Genomic DNA, 20,769 nt, shown 5'->3' with positions numbered 1-20,769 from the left:
ACTATGTTTACTGGAATAATTGAAGCCACAGGCAAAATTGCCTTACTACAAAAAAAACAAGGCGACTTAGCTATTCGCATCCAAAGTGCTGATCTTGATATGAAAGATGTAAAACTTGGCGATAGCATTGCAACCAACGGTGTATGTTTAACTGTCGTAGATAAACATATAGATGGTTTTAGCGCTGATTTATCCAACGAAACAATTAGCCTTACAGGCTTTGCTCATTATGCTTTAGGGCAAACTGTAAATCTTGAAAAAGCGATGCAGCCAGTATCTCGCTTAGGTGGTCATTTAGTGTCAGGGCACGTAGATGGTATAGCAACAATTACTGCCATTACACCTAATGCCCGCGCAACAGAGTACTGGTTGAGCACCAATGAAAATTTAATGAAATACATCCCTTATAAAGGGTCTGTATGTATTGATGGCATAAGTCTGACAGTAAACGCTGTTGAAGGTAATAAATTTAAACTAACAATAGTACCGCATACTAGCGAGCAAACGACCATCGCTGATTTTAAAGTGGGGACGCAGGTTAATTTAGAAGTCGACCAAATTGCACGTTATTTAGAACGTCTAATTAAAGGCGCTGAGCAACCTACAGGCTCAGACATTTCAATGAGTTTACTAGCTAAAGCTGGTTTTATTAAATAACGACACTGATAACTTACACGAGCAAATTTATGAATTTACACAGCGCACAAGAAATCATCGACGACATTAAAGACGGAAAAATGGTTATTTTAATGGACGATGAAGATAGAGAAAACGAAGGCGATTTAATAATAGCTGCTGAGCATATTAGCGCAGAGGCGATTAACTTCATGGCTACTCATGGCCGTGGTCTAATTTGTTTAACCATGACTCAAGAGCGTTGTGAGCAACTTGATTTACCATTAATGGTTAAAAACAATGGCGCAGCGTTTTCTACTAACTTTACTATGTCGATTGAAGCATCTAAAGGTGTAACAACGGGCATATCTGCAGCAGATAGAGCGCGTACAGTTCAAGCTGCTATTGCAAAGGGGGCTGTACCAAGCGATATCGTACAACCTGGACATATTTTTCCTATTATGGCGCAACCTGGTGGCGTTTTAACACGTGCAGGGCATACCGAAGCTGGCTGTGATTTAGCTCGTTTAGCAGGGCTTGAAGCATCATCAGTTATTGTTGAAATACTTAATGCCGATGGCACGATGGCGCGCCGCCCAGATTTAGAAATATTTGCTAAAGAGCACGGTATTAAAATTGGCACTATTGCTGATTTAATCGAATACCGTAACTTAAACGAAACCACAATTGAACAAGTTGCTAAGTGTAAGTTACCGACTGAACACGGCGAGTTTGATTTAGTAACGTACAAAGACACTATCGACGGACAATTACATTACGTATTGTTAAAAGGCGAAATTAAAGAGCAAGAACCAACGCTTGTTCGCGTGCATTTACAAAGTACCTTTAACGACATTTTACTTTCAGACAGAAGTGCGGACCGTAGTTGGGGTCTTTCTGATGCGATGGCTTACATAGCGAAAAATGACGGTGCTCTGGTTATTTTAGGCAAGCAAGAAAGCACTGAAGAGCTAGAAGCAACAGTAAAAGCATTTGCCGCTGCTGATGCCGGTGAAAATGTAACACCTCGTAAATTTAAAGGTACATCGCGTACTGTCGGTGTTGGCTCGCAAATACTGGCTGACCTAGGTATTAAACAAATGCGCCTTATGAGCCGCCCTAAAAAGTACCATGCACTTTCGGGCTTTCATTTAGAAGTGGTTGATTACGTTGAGCCGCAATAAGCGGTTTGCTTTAAACTAGTCTATTTTTTTATTTTTATGGTATGATGCGCAGCAATTTTTGCGCAATCGCAACCGCTTGAACATATTTTTAGGGTTATCAAATGAAAATTATTGAAGGTAATAAGTACGCTCCAGGCAAAAAATTCGCTATCGTTATTTCTCGTTTTAACGACTTTATTGGTAGCAGCCTTCTTGAAGGCGCTGTTGATGAGTTAAAACGTACCGGTGGTGTATCTGATGACGACATTACTGTTGTTTATGTACCTGGTGCAGTTGAGTTACCTTTAGCGGCAAAACGCGTTGCAGCAAAAAAAGAGTATGATGCAATCATCGCATTAGGCGTAGTGATCAGAGGTGGTACACCACACTTTGACCTAGTTGCTGGCGAATCAAACAAAGGCCTTGCAAATGTATCGCTTGAGTATGATATCCCGGTTGCATTTGGCGTATTAACTACAGAAAGCATTGAACAAGCAATTGAACGCGCTGGTACCAAAATGGGTAACAAAGGCGGCGAAGCGGCATTAGGCGCGCTTGAAATGGTTAATGTGTTAGATAAAATTTAAGTTTAAGGAATTTTTGTGAAACCAGCAGCAAGACGTAAAGCACGTATCTTAGCACTTCAGGCCGTTTATTCTTGGCAATTAAGTGGCAATCTAATTGCCGATATCGAACAACAAATGTTGATCGAAAACGACGTGACTAAAATTGATGTTGAATACTTTAAAGATTTAGCTACCGGCGTTGCTGTTAACTACAAGCAATTAGACGAAGCTGTATCTCCACATTTAACACGTCCGTTTGATGATTTAGATATGGTTGAGCGTGCAATCTTACGTTTAAGCGCGTATGAGCTTAAATTCCGTGAAGATGTACCTTACAAAGTAGCAATCAATGAAGGCATTGAACTTGCTAAAATGTTTGGCGCAGAAGATAGCCATAAATTTGTAAACGGTGTACTTGATAAAGCTGTTAAGCATTTACGCAAGTAATACTAACGCACTTAAAGCGCGCCAATTTAATGAGTAGCGCTTTGTACGTTAGTACACGTTAAAAAGGAGAGCCGGCATAGGTCGGCTTTTTTGTGTATGAAGGAATTTGAATTAATAAACCGCTACTTTAAAGGTCGCGGGATCACCCGTCGTGACGTAAACCTTGGTATTGGCGACGACTGCGCTTTAGTAACCGTGCCGCAAAACTGCCAACTCGCTGTTACAACAGACACCCTCGTTGCAGGTGTACACTTTTTTGATGATATTTCCCCTCGCGCATTAGGCCACAGAGCACTTGCTGTTAATTTAAGTGATTTAGCAGCAATGGGTGCTGAGCCTACATGGGTATCAGTTGGGTTAACATTACCAAGTATTGACCAAAAGTGGATTGAAGAGTTTACTGAAGGTATGCACGAAATTGCAGAATACTTTAATGTACAAATTATAGGAGGCGACACCACGCAAGGGCCGCTAACTATTACTATTTGTGCAAAAGGGACAGTACCTGAAGGCACTGCACTTCGCCGTAGTGGCGCAAAAGTAGGTGATTGGATTTATGTAACTGGCCCATTAGGGGATGCTGGGCTTGCGATAGAATCACGTAAGCAAGGCATAAGTATTGAGCCAGAGCATTTAAAGTACTTAAATAAACGCTTTGACTTTCCAACACCACGCGTTGCAGCTGGACAAGTATTACGAGGCCTTGCTTCATCAGCTATTGATGTGTCAGATGGCTTACTAGCTGACTTAAGCCACATTCTCGATATGTCTCAAGTTAATGCGTCGGTTAATATACAAAGCATTCCTACATCAGATGCAATGCGGTCAAGTCTTGAGTTTAAACATCAATTACCGTTTATTCTTAATTACGGTGATGATTACGAACTATTGTTTACTGTACCCGATAGTAATAAAAGTATGCTAGAAATGAAGCTACGCCAATATGGTGTAGACGCAACATGCATTGGGCAAATTAAAAGTGGCGATGGCCAAATAGAGCTTTTACATAATGGTGAAAAGTTTGATTTTGAGCAACAAGGCTTTGAGCATTTTGCCAAGGAGCCAGTTTGACTTCCAAAAGACAGTTTAATTTAAAGCGCCCACATCAATTATTTGGTTTGGGTTTTGGTACTGGCCTTGCGCCAGTTGCACCTGGTACATTTGGTACTTTTGCAGCATTACCATTTATTTTTACAACCATGTACTTCCCGCTATGGCTACAAATTGTATTTGCAGTAGTAATTAGTATTTTTGGTATATGGGCATGTGGAAAAACCGCTGATGATTTAGGTGTACACGACCACCCTGCAATAGTGTGGGATGAAGTTGCAGGCTATTACATCACTATGATTGGGGCCGCGTTAAGCTGGCAAACATTATTAGTTGGTTTTTTATTGTTTCGCTTTTTTGATATAGCCAAACCGGGCCCAATTCGTATGCTAGACAAACGCGTTCACGGTGGTGTTGGTATTATGGCTGATGATATATTAGCGGGTATATTTTCGCTGGTATGTTTGCAAGCATTAATAAAAGCAGGTTTACTACCCTTTTAATTTTTATCTTCAATTTGTTTAACTAGGTGGCAGCAATATGATGCGATTTTTACTGGTTTGTGTACTGATGTTGTGCGCTATGCCAAGTTGGGCCTCAATTACTGATTATGTAGTTAAGCAATGGAATATAAAAGATGGGTTGCCCTCGCAATCACTAAAAAGTGTAGTGCAAGATCAACAAGGCTATATGTGGCTAGGCACTCAGTTTGGTTTAAGTCGATTTGATGGCACTACATTTACAAACTACAACACGCAAAATAGTCCTTTTTTACCTAGCAATGGTATTAATAAGCTTTTAGTCGATTCGAATGGTTTATTGTGGATTGGCACAAAAAGTGGTTTGGTTGTTATTAACCCGGCTACATTTGCAGCACAAGAATTTAATATTAAAGGCCCTGTAAGAGACATACTTGAAGACTCTAAAGGCAGCATATGGATAGCCGCCAATGGCTTGTATTATGTTGATAGAGGGCAAGTTGATTTACGTACTCAAGTAAATGGGCCTTTGCCTATTGTTAATGCAACCGTAATTACTCAAATAGTTGGCTCTGTAAGCAAAATGGCGCTTTCTCCTGAAGGTATTTGGCTGGTTAATGATCGCCACTTATTACGCCTAACTAAAAGCTCCTCTGATTTTTCTAAACTACGCTTAGAACTTACTGCGAAAATATCGCTACCAGAGCGGTTAGCACAAACGATTGTTCACGACCTTTCTTTTTTAAATGGAAATTTATACTTAGCTTCTGAGCTAGGGGCTTACTTTTTAGATTTAGATGACGAGTTACGACCATTTCCATTACCTAATACGAATAACTCTGCCGTTTATAAATTTATGAGTGATACCGATGGTGGCTTATGGATTTCGACTTATGGGCGCTTATTATTTAGAGACAAAACTGGTGAGTGGCAATGGGTAGAGCCAAGTCAGCTTGATCAAAGTATATGGTTTGCAGACATATTTAGAGATGACAAAAATAACGTGTGGCTTGCAAGCTTTAGTGAAGGTTTATGGCTTGCTCATGAAGGGCGTGTAGAAAGGCATTCTGCGGTATCGCAAATGACCGAATCGGTTATGGCTATAAGCCAAGCACCAGATGGAAAACTATGGGTGGCTAATAAAAGTGGCATTGGCTATTTTGATTTAGATAAAAGTTTTATTAATTTATTACCAAGTAGTAAGTACGGGCGCGCTTCCGTTCATGACTTACAATTTGATGGAGACCGTTTATACATAGCGACAGGGCGTGGGTTATTTGTTTTTGAAAACAATACTCTTTATACCGTACCTGGGCGTGCGCTTCGTGATAATCCGGTGTTTGCAATTAGTCGCTCGAGTAAGGGCGGATTTTGGATAGGCACAGGGCGTGGTTTGTATCGCTTAAATTATGCTGGCTTAACTCCTTTTGCTTATAACGCATTCTTAGGTAGTAAGTTTATTACCTATGTATTAGATAAAACAAATTTTGGTGTAATTGGTACAAGTAAAGGGGCATATTACTTTACTGACCGCGGTATCGAAAAAATAGGCGACCAAACCACACTCGAAAGCGCATACGTAACCAGCGTGCTGCATATTGATGGTGTAGGTATTTTAATTGGCTCGCTAAACGATGGCCTTTTTTATAGAAGTACGCAGGGCCAATGGAGACAACTTGATGCTGCCAATGGTTTACCGTATGGGTCTATATTTAGTTTAGAGTACGACGAAACCCTAAAGCATGTTTGGGTTAGTACAATGAAGGGCGTTTATAGAATGCCTGTTGATCAATTTAAAACAGATATTAAAAGTTTAAAAGTTGAAGAGGTTATTTCATCTTTTGATCGCCAATTAGATGGCAAGGCTAATCAGTGTTGTAGTGGACTTGGTCACGATGCGGTGGCCGATACAGGAAGCTCTATTTGGTATCCTAGCTTGCAAGGTGTAGTAGAAATACCTAAAAATGTAGAGCTTTTTGGCCTGCTTGCAATAAAACCCAAAATAGAAACTATCACAACGCCGCTTCGTAATTTAACTACGGCTGCGCTTGGTAAAAAGCCATCACTTGAAACAGATGAGCGTGATATAACCCTTACTTATACCGCCATTGATTACTATGCTCCTAATAGTATTGAATTTAGATATAAGCTAACAGGCTTAGACAGTGATTGGCGTTATGCAAATACTCGCCGAGAAGCTATCTATACAAACTTACCGGCTGGCTCGTTTTTGTTTCAGTTAGAAGCTAAACGCCAAGGTGAGGATTGGACTAAAGCACAAGAAGCTGAATATGGCTTTACAGTGCCAGAGCGCTTTGATGAAACCATTTACTTTAGGCTGTTAATTACCAGTGGCTTTGTTTTATTAATTTACTTAGTATTTTGGGTGTTTAGAGCGCAAGAGCGCAGAAAGCAAGAAGTTCTCGAGGGGCTTATTACAGAGCGTACATTGGAGCTTCGTCAAGCTAACGATAAACTTGGGCAAGTAAACTCACAGCTCAAATTAGTTAGTCACTCAGATGAGCTTACAGGGCTTCGTAGTCGTCGCTTTTTGTTCGATCAGCTCCCTAAAGATATAGAGCACTTTCAGCGCAACTCGCAATCGCTACAAGCTCAGGGGAAATCGCTGGTGTTAGTGATTATTAACTTTGATAACTTTAGCCGTATAAACGATGCTTATGGTCCCATTGCGGGAGACAGTTGTTTACAGCAAATGGCGGCATTGTTAAACGCCCGTACTCAGGGCTCTGATTATGTAGCGCGTTGGAGTGGTGATGAGTTTTTATTATTACTACGTGATTTTAAGTGTAATAAAATAGACAGTTACGCATCTGACTTATGTAAATTTATAGCCAGTAATTCGTTTCAATTACCTAATGGTAAAACAACGAGCATTACGGCGTCGATTGGTTGGTCATTTTATCCATTACCGTTATTAGGCGGGCAGGTAATTAGCTGGGAAACCTCTATTAACTTGGCAGATATAGCGCTTCATCAAGTTAAAAAACGCGGTGGTGATGGCGTGGCTAATATTACTTTTGATGAGCAACTAGATGCATTTGAATTTGAACAAAACTCTAATGTTGATCAGCAATTAGGTATTTTACAAAGTAATGGCTTGGCAGATATAAAAGTGTGGATGCGATAATGCCCGACCAAGGTTATTGGTCAGGCATGGTAAGGTTAACTCTATTTGTTAAGCCAAGCTGGTAATATTGCAACCGACTCTGGGGCTGTAAATGCCGTACTGGTATCGGCGCTTATATCACCGCCTGAACTGCTTAAAATATTATTAAATCGCATAACCACGTTATTTGACTTCTCAGCTACGTATAAATCTGTTCCGGTATACATAATATCAACAGGGTTACCCAGTAGGGTATTTGGACCGCTAATAGTGGTACTTATGTTTACCAAGCCCGATGCCGTTGCTACGTTATTCAATACGTATATTTTGCCATCGTCAGCAACTGCTGCGCTACCAACATCAGAGAGTATTAGCGAGCTACTTAGCGAGTCGTAGTCGATGCCGTGTATGTTGCTTGGTGCTGCTAGTGCTGTGCCTGCATTTGCTGGCGTTATAAGCCTATCCTCAACTGCAATATTAGTACTACCAGCCATTAGTTTGCTTTTAACTTCGTCAAATACAGCAACGGTTCCATTTGTTAGTGCTACAAAAACTCGATCAGTGTTTACATCGTAATCAACATCCCAAGGGCGAGCATCATTTGCAAACGTAAGCGTCATTAATGGGCTTGCATCCCCTGTGGTGCAAGTTGAAAATATTGAAATACTTGGAGTATCTGCATTATTTTCTGCAACTAAAATCATACCGCTATCAGAAGCCACATCAAGACCTTTAGGAGATATAAGGCCTGTATTCGAACCAGTAATAATGCTGTCTTGGTTCGTATTATAAGTTTGCCCATCTCTGTTTATTGCCACTTTATTTGAAATAACAATACCGCCAATTGAGGTTGTACTGTTATCGAACGTTGTATAACTATTACCCGCTTTATCAAAAGTTACACTCTCGATAGTTTGACTCGCATTATAGTTGCCAATTTCTGTGTTAAGTTGTGAGCTTAATCTACTAATTTGCCCAGTTGTTTCACCTGCAGTGCCCGGATTACTACTTACAGCAACACCTAGCAGCGCCATATTAGCGGTATCACTATCTGAAATGTCAGCCATCTCATTTTGTATGCCCAGTTTAGTAATTGACTCAGGTTTAATTGTTGAGGTAACTAAATCAGGAGTGATATCGCCGCTTTCACCTGAAAATATATTGCTGAACACAAGAACAGCATCATTTGATTTTTCAGCTACACGTAAGTCACTACCTTCAAGGCTAATATCAACTGGGTTACCAAGCATTGTTGCTGGACCGGCAATACTTCGTGCAACGCTTACTAAGCCCTCAGCAGTTGAAGCATTATTAATTACAAATAACGAACCATCGGTTGCGTCTGAGGCACTCCCTACATCAGACAAAACAAGTTTATTAGTATTTGAGTCATAAACAATGCCGTGAATATTTACAGAAATTTGCGTGCCATCATTATTACTAGGGGTAATTGTGCGGCTTGGAATTGTGGCAAATTCACCACCAACAAAATTATCGTAAACGGCTACATCACCATTTGTTAGTGCTACATAAAGGCGGTCGTTAGATTCATCATAATCAACATCCCACGGTGCCGCTTCTGTAATGGTTGTGCCTAAAGGCGCTGTATCGCCCGCGGCTGTAGCGCCAAAAGTCGTTACTTGCATAGCGCCAAAGTCAGCAATAAAAACAAGCCCACTCTTTTGTGCTACAGCTATTCCTTTAGGATTTACCAATGTTGTGTTAGTACCTGTTATTTCGCGATCTGTATTAGCTGTATAGGTTGCGCCGTCACTACGGTTTGCAAGCTGACATATAGTTTTAATACTGCCATTTTCGCTGTCGCTTGCTTGCAATAAATTACCTAAGCTATCAAATGCAACGCCTTCGTTAGCTGTTGTATTAAAGGTTTTTAGTTTAGAGGCGCTTTGGTTAATTAAATCGATAGTGCCTGTATTGCTCTCGCCATTGTTTGCCAAAATAAATGTGGCTGATGCAAAGCCAGGGTTGCCATTTGTACCGTCGGACCCGTTTTGTCCATCGGTGCCTGCAATACCATCTACACCGTTTTCACCATCGTCTGAGCTACAGCCTGTAATGCCGATTAATACTGCAAGTGTTAAAGCTGAAAAACTAAGCGTGTGTTTAAGTGTATTTTTTTGTGCTGAATGAGTTGTTAAATTAGCTTTATTCATCATTTCTACCTTTTAAATATTCCATCAAATGTAGGTAAATAACGCGCTTGCTCATAAGGCATAGACTAAGCGGCACCGATTATTTACATGTTAACCTCATATCAATAACGGCTATAAAATGAAACTGGATGCAAAAAAGTTAAAATTAAAAACAAAAAAAGGAGCCTTGAGGCTCCTTTTTAATAAACTAAGTAAATAGCTTAAGCAATAAACGACTTAATTGAACTTAAAATACCTTGCTCACCTAAGCCCATTTCATCATGCATTTGCGCTTGTGTACCGTGCTTAATAAATTCATCAGGAATACCTAAATTAAGTACGTGAATGCGGGCTTTAATACTTGCCAAGTATTCATTAACTGCGGAGCCTGCACCACCACAAATAGCATTATCCTCTAGGGTAACTATTACATCGTGGCTTTGAGCAAGCTCATTTAAAAGCGTTGTATCAAGCGGTTTAATAAAACGCATGTTAACAAGCGTTGCGTTTAATTCATTCGCTGCAAGTTGTGCGTTATCAAGCAATGTGCCAAATGACAAAATAGCAATTTTAGCACCTTGCTTAATTGTGTCTGCTTTACCTATTTCGATAAGCTGCATATCGCTTTGAATATCTGCAGTACCGGCACTTCCGCGAGGGTAGCGTACAGCTACAGGGCAATTTGCTTTATAACCGGTGTACAACATTTGGCGGCATTCGTTAGTATCGCTAGGGGCCATAATAACCATATTAGGTATACAGCGCATAAAGCTTAAGTCGTAAGCACCTTGGTGGGTTTCACCGTCAGCACCAACGATGCCTGCACGGTCAATTGCAAATAGCACCGGTAAGTTTTGTAGGGCTACATCGTGAATGAGCTGATCGTATGCACGCTGTAAAAAACTTGAGTAAATAGCAACAACAGGCTTTAAACCTTCACAGGCTAAGCCGGCGGCAAGTGTTACTGCGTGTTGCTCGGCTATAGCTACGTCAAAGTATTGCTCTGGGTGCTCTTTTGAAAAGCGCACCATGCCCGAGCCTTCGCGCATAGCAGGTGTTATTGCCATCAGCTTACTGTCTTGCTCTGCCATATCGCACAGCCAATCACCAAACACTTTTGAAAAGGTTGCTGCGCCAGGTTTAGATTTAGGTAAACATGATGTGCTTGGGTCGAACTTTGGTACGCCATGATAGCCAATAGGATCCGCTTCTGCTGGCTTATAACCTTTACCTTTTTGTGTTTTTATATGCAGTAATTGCGGGCCTTTTAAATTACGCATATTACGAAGCGTATCTACGAGCATGTTTACATCGTGTCCATCAATTGGGCCAATGTAATTAAGGCCTAATTCTTCAAAAAAAGTACCAGGTATAACCATACCTTTAAGGTGCTCTTCCATTCTGCTGGCAAGCTCTTTGACTGGCGGTACACCAGAGAGTAACTTTTTACTACCTTCACGAATATTAGTATAAAAGCTACCTGATAAAATACGTGCAAAGTGATTAGTAAGTGCACCTACGTTTTCAGAAATCGACATTTCGTTATCATTTAAAATAATAAGCATGTCTGACTTTACGTCACCTAAGTGGTTCATAGCTTCAAAGGCCATGCCCGCAGTAATAGCACCATCGCCAATAACTGCAACGGTTTTACGTCCTGCGCCTTCTTTTTTAGCTGCAATAGACATACCTAATGCCGCTGAAATAGATGTACTTGAATGGCCCACACTAAAAGTATCGTATTCGCTTTCATCTCTAAACGGAAAAGGGTGCAGGCCATCTTTTTGACGAATGGTGTGCATTAAATCACGACGACCAGTTAATATTTTATGTGGGTAAGCTTGATGTCCTACATCCCATACAACGCGATCTTCTGGTGTGTTATAAACATAATGTAGTGCAACAGTTAGCTCAACTGTTCCTAAACCAGACGCTAAATGACCGCTACTTTGCGATACTGAGTTGAGTAAGTAATCGCGCAGCTCGTTGCTAAAAGCAGGAAGTTTATCTTGCGCTAAATCACGCAGCTGTGCTGGTTCGTCAACCAAATTAAGTAATGGATACTTGCTACTATCAAGTGTCATGGTTTTATATATATCCTTCGCTAACATTAATTAACACAAAGCGTTTATGAGTAATTAATGTTGAGTAATAATGTCAGTGCTAATTGCAATACGCTAAAGCGGTTATTAGTGGTCACGCTCAATAAGGTAATTTGCTAGCGACGCAAGATGTGTTGTGTCGGCATCTATTTTTGCAAGCGCTTCATGTGCTTGTTGTATTAAGTTTTGCGCCTTTTCTTTAGCGCCTAGCATACCTAATAACGCCGGGTATGTCGCTTTATTCGCGGCGATATCTGACCCTTGTGGCTTACCTAAAATAATAGTATCGCCTTCAACATCTAAAATATCGTCGTGTACTTGAAATGCCAGCCCTATAGCATACCCAAAAATGCTTAAGTTTTCTAAAGTTTGTTTGTCTGCATTTTCGCTACACAATGCACCAAGTGTAATCGCACAATTAATGAGCGCACCCGTTTTTAGTTTATGTATACGTTCAAGCTCTTGAACGGTAACTGCTTTATCTGTTGCTGCAATATCTAAAGATTGTCCGCCCACCATGCCCTCAAGGCCAGATGCTTTAGCTAGTTGAGCAATCATTTTTATCTGTGTTTGCGAAGAGCATGTAAATTCATGGCTTGCTATTAACTCAAAGGCGAGGGTTTGTAGTGCATCACCAGCTAAAATTGCGTGCGCTTCGCCAAACTCAATATGGCAAGTAGGGCGACCACGACGTAAATCGTCATCATCCATCGCAGGTAAATCATCATGAACAAGTGAGTAGCTATGAATACATTCAATAGCGCCTGCCAATATGTCCAAATCTTGCTTTTTAGCACCGAGCATTTCGCCTGTGGCGTACACTAAAAATGGGCGTAGTCTTTTGCCACCATTAAATAACCCATACTCTGTGGCACTTTTTATTGTTTGCTCTGTATCGAGAGGTTGGTCAAAATGTTGTTGTAAAGTAGCTACTACATCTTTTTGAGCACATTCAATATAATCTTTAATGCTCACAACTATTCCATATCGTTATCAAAGTTTGTAAGTGCTGACTTTTCGCTGTTACCCATCAAAATTGATACTTTTTGCTCTGCTTGCTGTAATTTTCCTGATGAAGCACTCGCTAATGCAATTCCACGTTCAAATTGTTTAAGCGATTGCTCAAGCGACAAATCACCTTGTTCCATATCACTAACAATTGTCGATAATTCTTCTAGTGCTTGTTCGAAACTTAAGTTTTCAGGTTTTTTAGTCGCCATCTTTATTTCAGCTTACATAATAAATTTAGGGGTCAATTTTAGGGGGAATGCTAAACTAGGTCAAAGGATGATATTGGTTTTTTACCTTTATGGCGTTAAATTATATTTAATTGCATTAATAAAGGCTTAATAGCACTCTTAATGGTTAATAAATTAGGTTGCACATATAACTTGATCTAAAATAGTGCTAAAGGCTGCTTTTTATGTTTATTTATAAAAATGGCTTAAGCAATTCAGTATGTTGCCGATAAGCAGATAATAATAAAAGTTTATAATAAGGCACTGAACATGAAACCTCTGGAGGAAATGTGGATTTAGCAACCATAATCGGGATCCTAGGCGCAATTGGCTTAATTGTCATGTCTATGTTTATGAGTAGTAGCGGTGAAATGGCTATGTTTGCCGATGCTCCTTCAAGTGTCATTGTTTTTGGCGGCTCACTGTTTATTGTTTTATCAAACTTCACCATGTCACAATTTTTAGGCATAGGTAAAGTAGTTGGTAAGGCATTCATGTTTAAAATAGAATCCCCTGAAGAGCTAATAGAAAAAGCAGTAGAACTTGCTGATTCAGCACGTAAAGGTGGTTTTTTAGCCCTTGAAGAAGCCGAAATTCCCAATCCATTTATGCGCAAAGGCGTAGATATGCTTGTTGATGGGCATGATGCTGACGTTGTGCGTGCAACACTTCAAAAAGATATTTCTTTAACCACTACCCGTCATGAAATGGGCGCGGGTTTATTTAAGTCGCTTGCTGATATAGCACCTGCTATGGGCATGATTGGTACACTCATTGGCTTGGTTGCAATGTTATCTAACATGGACGACCCTAAAGCAATTGGACCCGCAATGGCTGTAGCACTATTAACTACTTTATATGGTGCATTTTTAGCAAACGTTGTAGCAATTCCAATTCAGGTAAAACTCGAACTACGTAAAGACGAAGAAGCAATGAACCAACGTTTAATTTTGGATGCAATTTTAGGTATCCAAGATGGTCAAAACCCAAAAGTAATTGAAGGTATTTTGAAAAACTACTTAGCTGAATCTAAACGTAAAGTAGATACCGAGGAGTAACCATGTCTGATCAAGAGTGCAAATGCCCACCACCAGGTTTACCTGCTTGGATGGGAACTTTTGCCGATTTAATGTCATTATTAATGTGCTTCTTTGTACTCTTGCTTGCGTTTTCAGAAATGGATGTACTTAAATTTAAACAAATAGCAGGCTCGATGAAGTTTGCATTTGGTGTGCAAAATAAAATAGAAGTAAAAGATATCCCCAAAGGCACGTCTGTTATTGCCATGGAATTTACTCCCGGTAAACCAGAGCCAACCCCTATAGAAACCATTCAACAACAAACTGTAGAAATGACCCAGCAAATGCTTGAGTTTCAAGCAGGTGATGAAAGCTCAGCCGGTGGTAGGCAAGAGCAGCGAGGAGATAAACGCGGAGGGGAGTCGCGTAGCACTTCGCAAGAGCAATCGTCAGAGCAAGCAACTTCAGCGGCCGATCAAGAGCAAACAAATGAGTTAGTTAAAAAAATAGCGCAACAACTCGAAAAGCAAATTATAGATGGTGCAATAGAGCTTGAATCTTTAGGGCAGCAAATTATTATTCGTATTCGTGAAAATGGCTCATTTCCCTCAGGGAGTGCATTTTTACAACCTAAGTTTAAACCTATCATTCAAGATATTGGTGTGCTGTTAAAAGATGTACCTGGCGAAATTACTGTTTCGGGACATACCGACGATTTTCAGGTTTCAAATGAGTTATATATTAATAATTGGGACTTATCGTCAAAGCGTGCTGTAGCAGTCGCAAGCGAGCTGCAAACAGTGCAAGGGTTTGATAAAAACCGGATGATGGTAGTAGGGCGTGCCGATACTCGCCCACTTGTACCAAACGATTCAAATGAAGATCGCCGAAGAAACCGTCGAGTAGAAATATCAATCTTGCAAGGTAAGGCTAAAGAGTCTGATCCTATTGATGTGCGATAAGTTATTGCTTTGTGTTATATCTCATTATGTTTGTTTTAATTTAAGGTACTTAATTGCCTAAGTATCTTGGCAATTTCATCATTTTAGCTTACAGTACATTTCCTTAACATATGTAATGGAGTGCCTGTGAAAATAATCAATAAATATTGCGACATGCCGGGTAATGGTGATGGTACTGATGACGATACAAAAACAAAATAGGGCAGAGTATTTTGCCTGAATGGTTTTTGTATATTGTCAGTATTTTAAGTAAAAGCTGGGTTTTAATGCTAAGCCCGGCTATTTTTATATTTTTTGTATTTAAAGATCGACTAGCCTTTCGATTTGTACTACTTACCGCAGCTTTTTTCCTCTTTGGTAACCTAACTGCTTCAAGCCTAAGAGCGTTTGATGACATTTATATTTATCGTTATTTAGTTTGGGCGCTCACAGATATTATTTGGATGGCACTTATAGCCTACTGGGGTATAAAGGATAAAGTTTATTTATGGCAATGTGTTATTGGGCAACTAGTTGTTATTGGCGCACCTATATTACAACTATTCCGATTAGTTGATCGCCACTTGTGGGATTTAGCTTACAGTACAGTTATTTATCAGACCCTAATGCCATTTATCAATATTGCCACGGTGGTTGTATGCTATTTACCTTTAATTATCCTTTTCACTAAGCAAGGCAGTGTAAGGTCAAAAAGAGAAAACTCCTCACCTTAAAATAGTTGTGCTAAACTACTGTTTATATAAACAGTGAGTGAGCGACTCCCATGAAACTCTACATTGCAGAAAAACCATCACTAGGCAGAGCAATTGCTGATGCCTTACCAAAACCACATAAAAAACACGATGGGTATATAGAAGTAGCTAATGGTGATTGTGTCTCGTGGTGTATAGGGCACTTACTTGAGCAAGCAGAGCCTGATGACTACGATGAGCGCTTCAAAAAATGGCAATTTGAACACCTTCCTATTGTGCCTGAGCAGTGGCAGCTAAAGGCTAAAACGAAAACTCGCAAGCAATTAACTATTTTAAAAAAGTTAATTAAACAAGCATCATTGTTAGTTCATGCTGGTGATCCCGACCGCGAGGGTCAACTTTTGGTCGATGAGGTAATAGAGCAAGCCAAAATAAGCAAAACTAAAAAGCAAAGTATTCAGCGTTTACTAATAAGCGATTTAAACTTAGCAGCAGTTAAAAAAGCACTTAGTAGTATGCGCTCTAATCGCGAATTTATTCCACTTAGTGTATCAGCGCTTGCACGTTCACGAGCGGATTGGCTTTTTGGTATGAACCTTACGCGTGCCTATACTTTAGCTGGGCAAAAAGCAGGGTTTGGCAATGTGTTATCAGTTGGGCGCGTACAAACCCCTATTTTAGGTTTAGTGGTTAACCGCGATAACGAAATAGCTAATTTTGTATCAAAACCATTTTATGAAGTGTTGGCGCATTTAGTTACTCCAAAGCAGCAGTTATTTACAGCTAAGTGGGTGCCGAGTAAAGCTTGCGAGCCTCATCAAGATGAAGAAGGGCGGGTATTAAATAAAGCACTCGCCGAAAATGTAGCTTCGCGTATAACTAATCAAAAAGGAGAGGTAACAGCACTTGAACAAAAACAAAAAAAACAAAGTGCACCTTTACCTTATAATTTATCTTCACTTCAAATAGATGCTGCAAAGGCATTTGGTATGGCTGCTCAGCAGGTGCTTGATATTTGCCAAACACTTTATGAGCGCCATAAATTAATCACCTACCCTCGTTCAGATAATCGTTATTTACCTAAAGAACATCACTTAGATGCGCCTTCCATTTTAAAAGCAATTGCAGCAAATGGCGGTCAAAAAACTGAGTTTGCGAATGGGGCTGATGCTAAAAAATGCAGTAAATGCTTTAATGATTCAAAAGTTGCTGCACACCATGCAATTGTGCCCACAGCAAAGCAATTAAAAACTGCAAACTTGGCCACTGATGAAGCAAAAGTGTATCAGCTCATTTGTAGGCATTATTTGATTCAGTTCTACCCTGACTACATTTACAACGAAACTAAAACTGAGATAACAATTGCTGGTGGTTTATTTAAAGCCAATGCCAAGCAAGACGTAAATTTGGGTTTTAAGGTACTAATGGGTAAAGGCGAGCTAAAAGATGAAGCAACTTTACCTCATTTAGCTAAAGGGATGGCGCTTAATTGCACTAAAGGTGAGGTTGTTGAAAAGCATACTACACCTCCATCACATTTTACTGATGCAACATTGTTGGCTGCGATGACGGGCATTAGCCGTTACGTTAAAGATCCACAAATTAAAAAAGTATTAAAAGAGACCGATGGTTTAGGTACTGAGGCTACTCGCGCAGGTATTATTGAATTGTTATTTAGACGTCGCTTTTTAAAGCGTGAAGGTAAAGCAATTAAAGCAACCGAAACCGGTTTGGCACTTATTAGTGTTTTACCACAAGGCTTAGCAAGTCCCGATTTAACGGCTAAGTGGGAGTCGAGCTTAGGGGATATAGCGCAACAAGCAATGAGTTATCAGCAGTTTTTACAGCCATTACTGGCAGAGCTTGAAAGCTTTGTACAACAGGCGGCTAATTGCGATAGCCATGTATTTTCAAAGCTATCTAAAACATCTCCTAAAAAACGCTTTGCTAAGCAAGGCAAAAAAGCGCCATATAAAAAATCAAATTATAAAAAGAGCTCCGCAACTACTTAATAACTGAGCTCTTTAGTACTGCTTATTAATTATTAAATAAAGCGACTGCAGCGTTACTCATAGCTTTTATACCTGTAGGTAGTGCTACTTTATAATCAGGTGCAAATTTACTTGAATGTAATGAAGGGAGTGTTTCGTTATTTTTCATCGCTTTTGCATATTGTTGTTGGTTAACTCCGCCTAACCAGAATAAAGTAATAGGGACGTTTTCATCCGTTCTGCCGTATAATCCAAAATCTTCACCCGCCATAACCGCTTTTGTTTCAAGTACATTAGTTGCGCCAATTGCATCAGCAATAGCACTTCTAACTATATTTGTTTGCTCTGGGTTATTGTAAGTGGATGGAATTGACTCATCTTCGTGAACATAAACAACAGGATATAGTGGCTCTTCAAGCCCTGCGCTTTGTGCAATACCTGCTGTTATACGTTTAATTGCTGCTATTTGAGCTGTACGCACGTCAGGATTGTAACTTCTTAAAGTAAGTTGTAGTTTTACTTCATCTGAAATTACATTATGTTTTGAGCCACCATGAATAGAGCCCACAGTTATAACCGAAGGTTCAAGTGGAGAAAGCTCACGACTCGTGATTGTTTGAAGTGCTAATACAGTGCGTGCAGCAATAACAACAGGATCAACAGTGGTATGTGGGTAAGCGCCGTGGCCTCCTTTTCCTTTTATAGCAATATCTACCGAATCAACACTTGCCATAGTATATTCATTTTTCATTGATACCTTACCAGCAGGTACGCTGGCACTTACATGTAATGCAATAACGTGGTCGGGTTTCGCGTATTTACTAAATAAGCCTTCATTTAGCATTGCTTTTGCGCCACCGCCTACTTCTTCTGCAGGTTGAGCAACCATCATTAGCGTGCCCTGCCATTTATTTTTATGTGCAATAAGTTGCTCGGCGGTGCCAATAAATGAGCTCATATGTATATCGTGACCACAGCCATGCATTACACCTACATTAGCACCGTGCTCATCTATAACTTTTACTTTAGACGCATACGCTTTGCCAGTTTGCTCAACAATAGGTAAGCCATCTGTATCAGTGCGGATCATAATGGTAGGTCCGTTACCATTTTTATAAATTCCAACTACACCAAAGCCACCTACGTTATCGGTTACATCAAAACCAAGCTTAGATAACTGAGAAGCTATTTTTTTTCCTGTTTCTTCTTCATGGTAAGAAAGCTCAGGAGATTGATGTAAATCGAGGTAAAACTTTTCTATGGCTGGCATCGTTTTCGTTAAGTTTAAATCAAGTGGTTGTGCGTATAGCAGTGGACTAGCTAATAAAAGTGCTGCACTTAAATAGGTAAATTTCATAGTTTCCCTCGTTGTTTAATATCTATACCAAGTGATTTATAGGTATATGACTTGTAATTATTATGTTCACCACCATATAAAAACCTAAATAAATGAATATGGCAATAAATTCAATGAGCAACATAGTTAGTATCAACGCACAAAACTTACAGCAAGTACTTGGTGAAACATCACAGCAAAAGCTGGTGTTATTAAACTTCTACTCTCCGCAGAGTCCAGAATGCATTAGCCAATTATCAATACTGGATAAATTAGCGGGTGAATATACTGACTATATTGTAGTAGCAAACCTTGATTGTGATGCAGAGCAGGCACTGGCTTCTCAGTTAGCGCAACAAGTAGGGTTACAAACATTACCTACACTTGTGCTATTAAAAGATTCTGCACCGGTTGATTTGTTAGCGGGAGCGCAAACCGAAAACCAAGTAAGAGAATCACTAGGTAAGCATCTACCCGCTCAGCAGGATTTATTATTAGAGCAAGCTAAGCAAGCTTTATTAAAGTCAGATCTAAATGCTGCATTTAATTACGCAAAGCAGGCCTATGAAATTGATAATAAGAATGCACGCATAAAATTGGTGCTTGCTGATATATGTATTCAAATTCATAAATTAGATGATGCCAAAGCATTGATTGATACAATTGATGCACAGGAGCAAGATGCATACTTTCATAACATAAAAGCCAAATGCGAAGCTGCTTTAGAGGCAACCGACTCACCAGAGATTAAAGAAAAGCAATCTCAGGTTGAGAAATACCCCAACGACTTAGAGCTGAAAATAGAATTGAGTAACTTACTTAATGACGCAGGTCGTAAAGAAGAAGCACTCGAAACATTATTTACTGTCCTTAAAAAGGATTTGAACTTTAATGATGCAAAACCAAATTTTTTAGCAATTATAGCTTCTCTTCCTGATGGCGACGCATTAGCAGCTAAATACCGCAGAAAGCTCTATAGTATTTTATATTAATACCTAAGTGGCGCAGGAAATTATAAAGCACCTATATAGGTGCTTTATACGTTTTAAGGGCATTTATAAATATTAATGTTAGCTGTAGCCATGTTTTTAGTATGTTTATCGTACTATTTCGGGGGTTCTTGATTGCATATTGAGCGAACAGTGTTTTATTTAAAGTTTTATCAATAAAACGCTTGCGTAAAAATCTGTTCTCCCTATAATGCGACCCCACTGAGACGGCAGAGCAGGCAACGCTTAGCGAGGCAAGCAAACCACTTAGTGAGTCGAGTAAAACTTAGTTCTGAAAACTTTCAAGTTTAACAAAATTAAGTATTGACAAAAAAATAGGAAAGCGTAATATGCGCAGCCCTAGCGAGATAAAGTTTAACGCTTTAATCGCAACGTTCTTTAACAATATAAAGCAATCATCTGTGTGGGCACTCGTACAGATTGAGTTCTAACAGCCAAGCTACTTAGGTAGCGAGGCAAACAAATTAGAGTCTCAATTGAAACTGAGTGACCAACAGAATAATTACTTAGGTAGTTATTCAGCACAGTCAATTCAATATCGAAAGATATTAAATAAATTCAGAATTCATTGAGCTGTCGAAAGACATAAAACTTTTTAATTGAAGAGTTTGATCATGGCTCAGATTGAACGCTGGCGGCAGGCCTAACACATGCAAGTCGAGCGGTAACAGAAAGTAGCTTGCTACTTTGCTGACGAGCGGCGGACGGGTGAGTAATGCTTGGGAACATGCCTTGAGGTGGGGGACAACAGTTGGAAACGACTGCTAATACCGCATAATGTCTACGGACCAAAGGGGGCTTCGGCTCTCGCCTTTAGAT

At 39.8% G+C, this 20,769-nt stretch carries 17 protein-coding genes and 1 rRNA gene; 13 read left to right on the top strand and 5 right to left on the bottom strand.

What is annotated here, in order from left to right:
* The first annotated feature begins 3 nt into the window (after positions 1 to 3).
* The 7 genes from ATS74_RS05890 (at position 4) to ATS74_RS05860 (ending at position 7,468) form a co-directional block, all read left to right on the top strand.
* Positions 4 to 657 (top strand): riboflavin synthase, encoded by a 654-nt coding sequence (locus tag ATS74_RS05890; protein WP_058548012.1) that lies wholly within the window; start codon positions 4 to 6, stop codon positions 655 to 657.
* A 29-nt stretch (positions 658 to 686) separates the two neighbouring features.
* The gene (gene ribBA, locus ATS74_RS05885; protein WP_058548011.1) at positions 687 to 1,799 is read left to right on the top strand and encodes a bifunctional 3,4-dihydroxy-2-butanone-4-phosphate synthase/GTP cyclohydrolase II; all 1,113 of its coding nucleotides are present in this window, start codon (positions 687 to 689) and stop codon (positions 1,797 to 1,799) included.
* A gap of 101 nt (positions 1,800 to 1,900) precedes the next feature.
* Positions 1,901 to 2,365, top strand: a complete 465-nt coding sequence (gene ribH, locus ATS74_RS05880) for a 6,7-dimethyl-8-ribityllumazine synthase (RefSeq protein ID WP_058548010.1) — start codon at positions 1,901 to 1,903, stop codon at positions 2,363 to 2,365.
* Between the two features lie 15 nt (positions 2,366 to 2,380).
* Positions 2,381 to 2,791, top strand: a complete 411-nt coding sequence (gene nusB / locus ATS74_RS05875; protein ID WP_058548009.1) for a transcription antitermination factor NusB — start codon at positions 2,381 to 2,383, stop codon at positions 2,789 to 2,791.
* Between the two features lie 96 nt (positions 2,792 to 2,887).
* Entirely contained in the window at positions 2,888 to 3,862 is a 975-nt protein-coding gene (gene thiL / locus ATS74_RS05870; protein ID WP_058548008.1) for a thiamine-phosphate kinase, read from the top strand.
* The gene (locus ATS74_RS05865; RefSeq protein ID WP_058548007.1) at positions 3,859 to 4,344 is read left to right on the top strand and encodes a phosphatidylglycerophosphatase A family protein; all 486 of its coding nucleotides are present in this window, start codon (positions 3,859 to 3,861) and stop codon (positions 4,342 to 4,344) included. The genes thiL and ATS74_RS05865 overlap by 4 nt, the downstream gene beginning before the upstream one ends.
* Before the next feature lie 37 nt (positions 4,345 to 4,381).
* Positions 4,382 to 7,468 (top strand): ligand-binding sensor domain-containing diguanylate cyclase, encoded by a 3,087-nt coding sequence (locus ATS74_RS05860; RefSeq protein WP_058548006.1) that lies wholly within the window; start codon positions 4,382 to 4,384, stop codon positions 7,466 to 7,468.
* A gap of 41 nt (positions 7,469 to 7,509) precedes the next feature.
* Here the strand turns inward: ATS74_RS05860 and ATS74_RS05855 are convergent, their stop codons facing one another.
* From ATS74_RS05855 to ATS74_RS05840, 4 genes are all read right to left on the bottom strand, one after another.
* Positions 7,510 to 9,621: a hypothetical protein gene (locus ATS74_RS05855; protein ID WP_058548005.1), complete on the bottom strand. Its 2,112-nt coding sequence runs from the start codon at positions 9,619 to 9,621 to the stop codon at positions 7,510 to 7,512.
* Between the two features lie 200 nt (positions 9,622 to 9,821).
* Positions 9,822 to 11,684 (bottom strand): 1-deoxy-D-xylulose-5-phosphate synthase, encoded by a 1,863-nt coding sequence (gene dxs / locus ATS74_RS05850; protein ID WP_058548004.1) that lies wholly within the window; start codon positions 11,682 to 11,684, stop codon positions 9,822 to 9,824.
* 105 nt (positions 11,685 to 11,789) lie between these two features.
* Positions 11,790 to 12,677: a (2E,6E)-farnesyl diphosphate synthase gene (gene ispA, locus ATS74_RS05845; protein ID WP_058548003.1), complete on the bottom strand. Its 888-nt coding sequence runs from the start codon at positions 12,675 to 12,677 to the stop codon at positions 11,790 to 11,792.
* Positions 12,678 to 12,679: 2 nt separating this feature from the next.
* On the bottom strand, positions 12,680 to 12,922 hold the full coding sequence (locus ATS74_RS05840; RefSeq protein ID WP_058548002.1) for an exodeoxyribonuclease VII small subunit: 243 nt from the start codon (positions 12,920 to 12,922) through the stop codon (positions 12,680 to 12,682).
* 308 nt (positions 12,923 to 13,230) lie between these two features.
* Here ATS74_RS05840 and pomA point away from each other — a divergent pair, with 308 nt between their 5' ends.
* From pomA to ATS74_RS05820, 4 genes are all read left to right on the top strand, one after another.
* Complete coding sequence (gene pomA / locus ATS74_RS05835) at positions 13,231 to 13,998, top strand: flagellar motor protein PomA (protein ID WP_058548001.1); 768 nt, start codon at positions 13,231 to 13,233, stop codon at positions 13,996 to 13,998.
* Between the two features lie 2 nt (positions 13,999 to 14,000).
* A complete protein-coding gene (locus tag ATS74_RS05830) occupies positions 14,001 to 14,921 on the top strand; it encodes a flagellar motor protein MotB (protein WP_002961733.1) in 921 nt (306 codons plus the stop codon).
* A 212-nt stretch (positions 14,922 to 15,133) separates the two neighbouring features.
* Positions 15,134 to 15,634, top strand: a complete 501-nt coding sequence (locus ATS74_RS05825) for a hypothetical protein (RefSeq protein WP_058548000.1) — start codon at positions 15,134 to 15,136, stop codon at positions 15,632 to 15,634.
* A 50-nt stretch (positions 15,635 to 15,684) separates the two neighbouring features.
* Positions 15,685 to 17,625: a DNA topoisomerase III gene (locus ATS74_RS05820; RefSeq protein ID WP_058547999.1), complete on the top strand. Its 1,941-nt coding sequence runs from the start codon at positions 15,685 to 15,687 to the stop codon at positions 17,623 to 17,625.
* A 25-nt stretch (positions 17,626 to 17,650) separates the two neighbouring features.
* Here ATS74_RS05820 and ATS74_RS05815 read toward each other — a convergent pair whose 3' ends face one another.
* Positions 17,651 to 18,961, bottom strand: a complete 1,311-nt coding sequence (locus tag ATS74_RS05815) for a M20 metallopeptidase family protein (protein WP_058547998.1) — start codon at positions 18,959 to 18,961, stop codon at positions 17,651 to 17,653.
* Positions 18,962 to 19,074: 113 nt separating this feature from the next.
* Here ATS74_RS05815 and ATS74_RS05810 point away from each other — a divergent pair, with 113 nt between their 5' ends.
* Both ATS74_RS05810 and ATS74_RS05805 read left to right on the top strand, forming a co-directional pair.
* The gene (locus tag ATS74_RS05810; RefSeq protein WP_058547997.1) at positions 19,075 to 19,932 is read left to right on the top strand and encodes a tetratricopeptide repeat protein; all 858 of its coding nucleotides are present in this window, start codon (positions 19,075 to 19,077) and stop codon (positions 19,930 to 19,932) included.
* A 614-nt stretch (positions 19,933 to 20,546) separates the two neighbouring features.
* Positions 20,547 to 20,769 (top strand): 16S ribosomal RNA (locus ATS74_RS05805); the annotation flags it as partial.

The organism is Pseudoalteromonas sp. H103, assembly GCF_001469205.1.
Lineage (GTDB): Bacteria > Pseudomonadota > Gammaproteobacteria > Enterobacterales > Alteromonadaceae > Pseudoalteromonas > Pseudoalteromonas carrageenovora.
The sequence above is the reverse complement of the archived record's forward strand: the minus strand, read 5'-3'. Positions and strand labels throughout refer to the sequence as shown.

Bases quoted from the DNA above. Each gene is read 5' to 3' on its own strand.
- ATS74_RS05840 (WP_058548002.1), bottom strand. From the start codon at position 12,922: ATGGCGACTAAAAAACCTGAAAACTTAAGTTTCGAACAAGCACTAGAA.
- ATS74_RS05815 (WP_058547998.1), bottom strand. From the start codon at position 18,961: ATGAAATTTACCTATTTAAGTGCAGCACTTTTATTAGCTAGTCCACTG.
- ATS74_RS05855 (WP_058548005.1), bottom strand. From the start codon at position 9,621: ATGAATAAAGCTAATTTAACAACTCATTCAGCACAAAAAAATACACTT.
- ribBA (WP_058548011.1), top strand. From the start codon at position 687: ATGAATTTACACAGCGCACAAGAAATCATCGACGACATTAAAGACGGA.
- ATS74_RS05890 (WP_058548012.1), top strand. From the start codon at position 4: ATGTTTACTGGAATAATTGAAGCCACAGGCAAAATTGCCTTACTACAA.
- ATS74_RS05830 (WP_002961733.1), top strand. From the start codon at position 14,001: ATGTCTGATCAAGAGTGCAAATGCCCACCACCAGGTTTACCTGCTTGG.
- thiL (WP_058548008.1), top strand. From the start codon at position 2,888: ATGAAGGAATTTGAATTAATAAACCGCTACTTTAAAGGTCGCGGGATC.
- ATS74_RS05810 (WP_058547997.1), top strand. From the start codon at position 19,075: ATGAGCAACATAGTTAGTATCAACGCACAAAACTTACAGCAAGTACTT.
- ribH (WP_058548010.1), top strand. From the start codon at position 1,901: ATGAAAATTATTGAAGGTAATAAGTACGCTCCAGGCAAAAAATTCGCT.
- ATS74_RS05860 (WP_058548006.1), top strand. From the start codon at position 4,382: ATGATGCGATTTTTACTGGTTTGTGTACTGATGTTGTGCGCTATGCCA.
- ATS74_RS05820 (WP_058547999.1), top strand. From the start codon at position 15,685: ATGAAACTCTACATTGCAGAAAAACCATCACTAGGCAGAGCAATTGCT.
- dxs (WP_058548004.1), bottom strand. From the start codon at position 11,684: ATGACACTTGATAGTAGCAAGTATCCATTACTTAATTTGGTTGACGAA.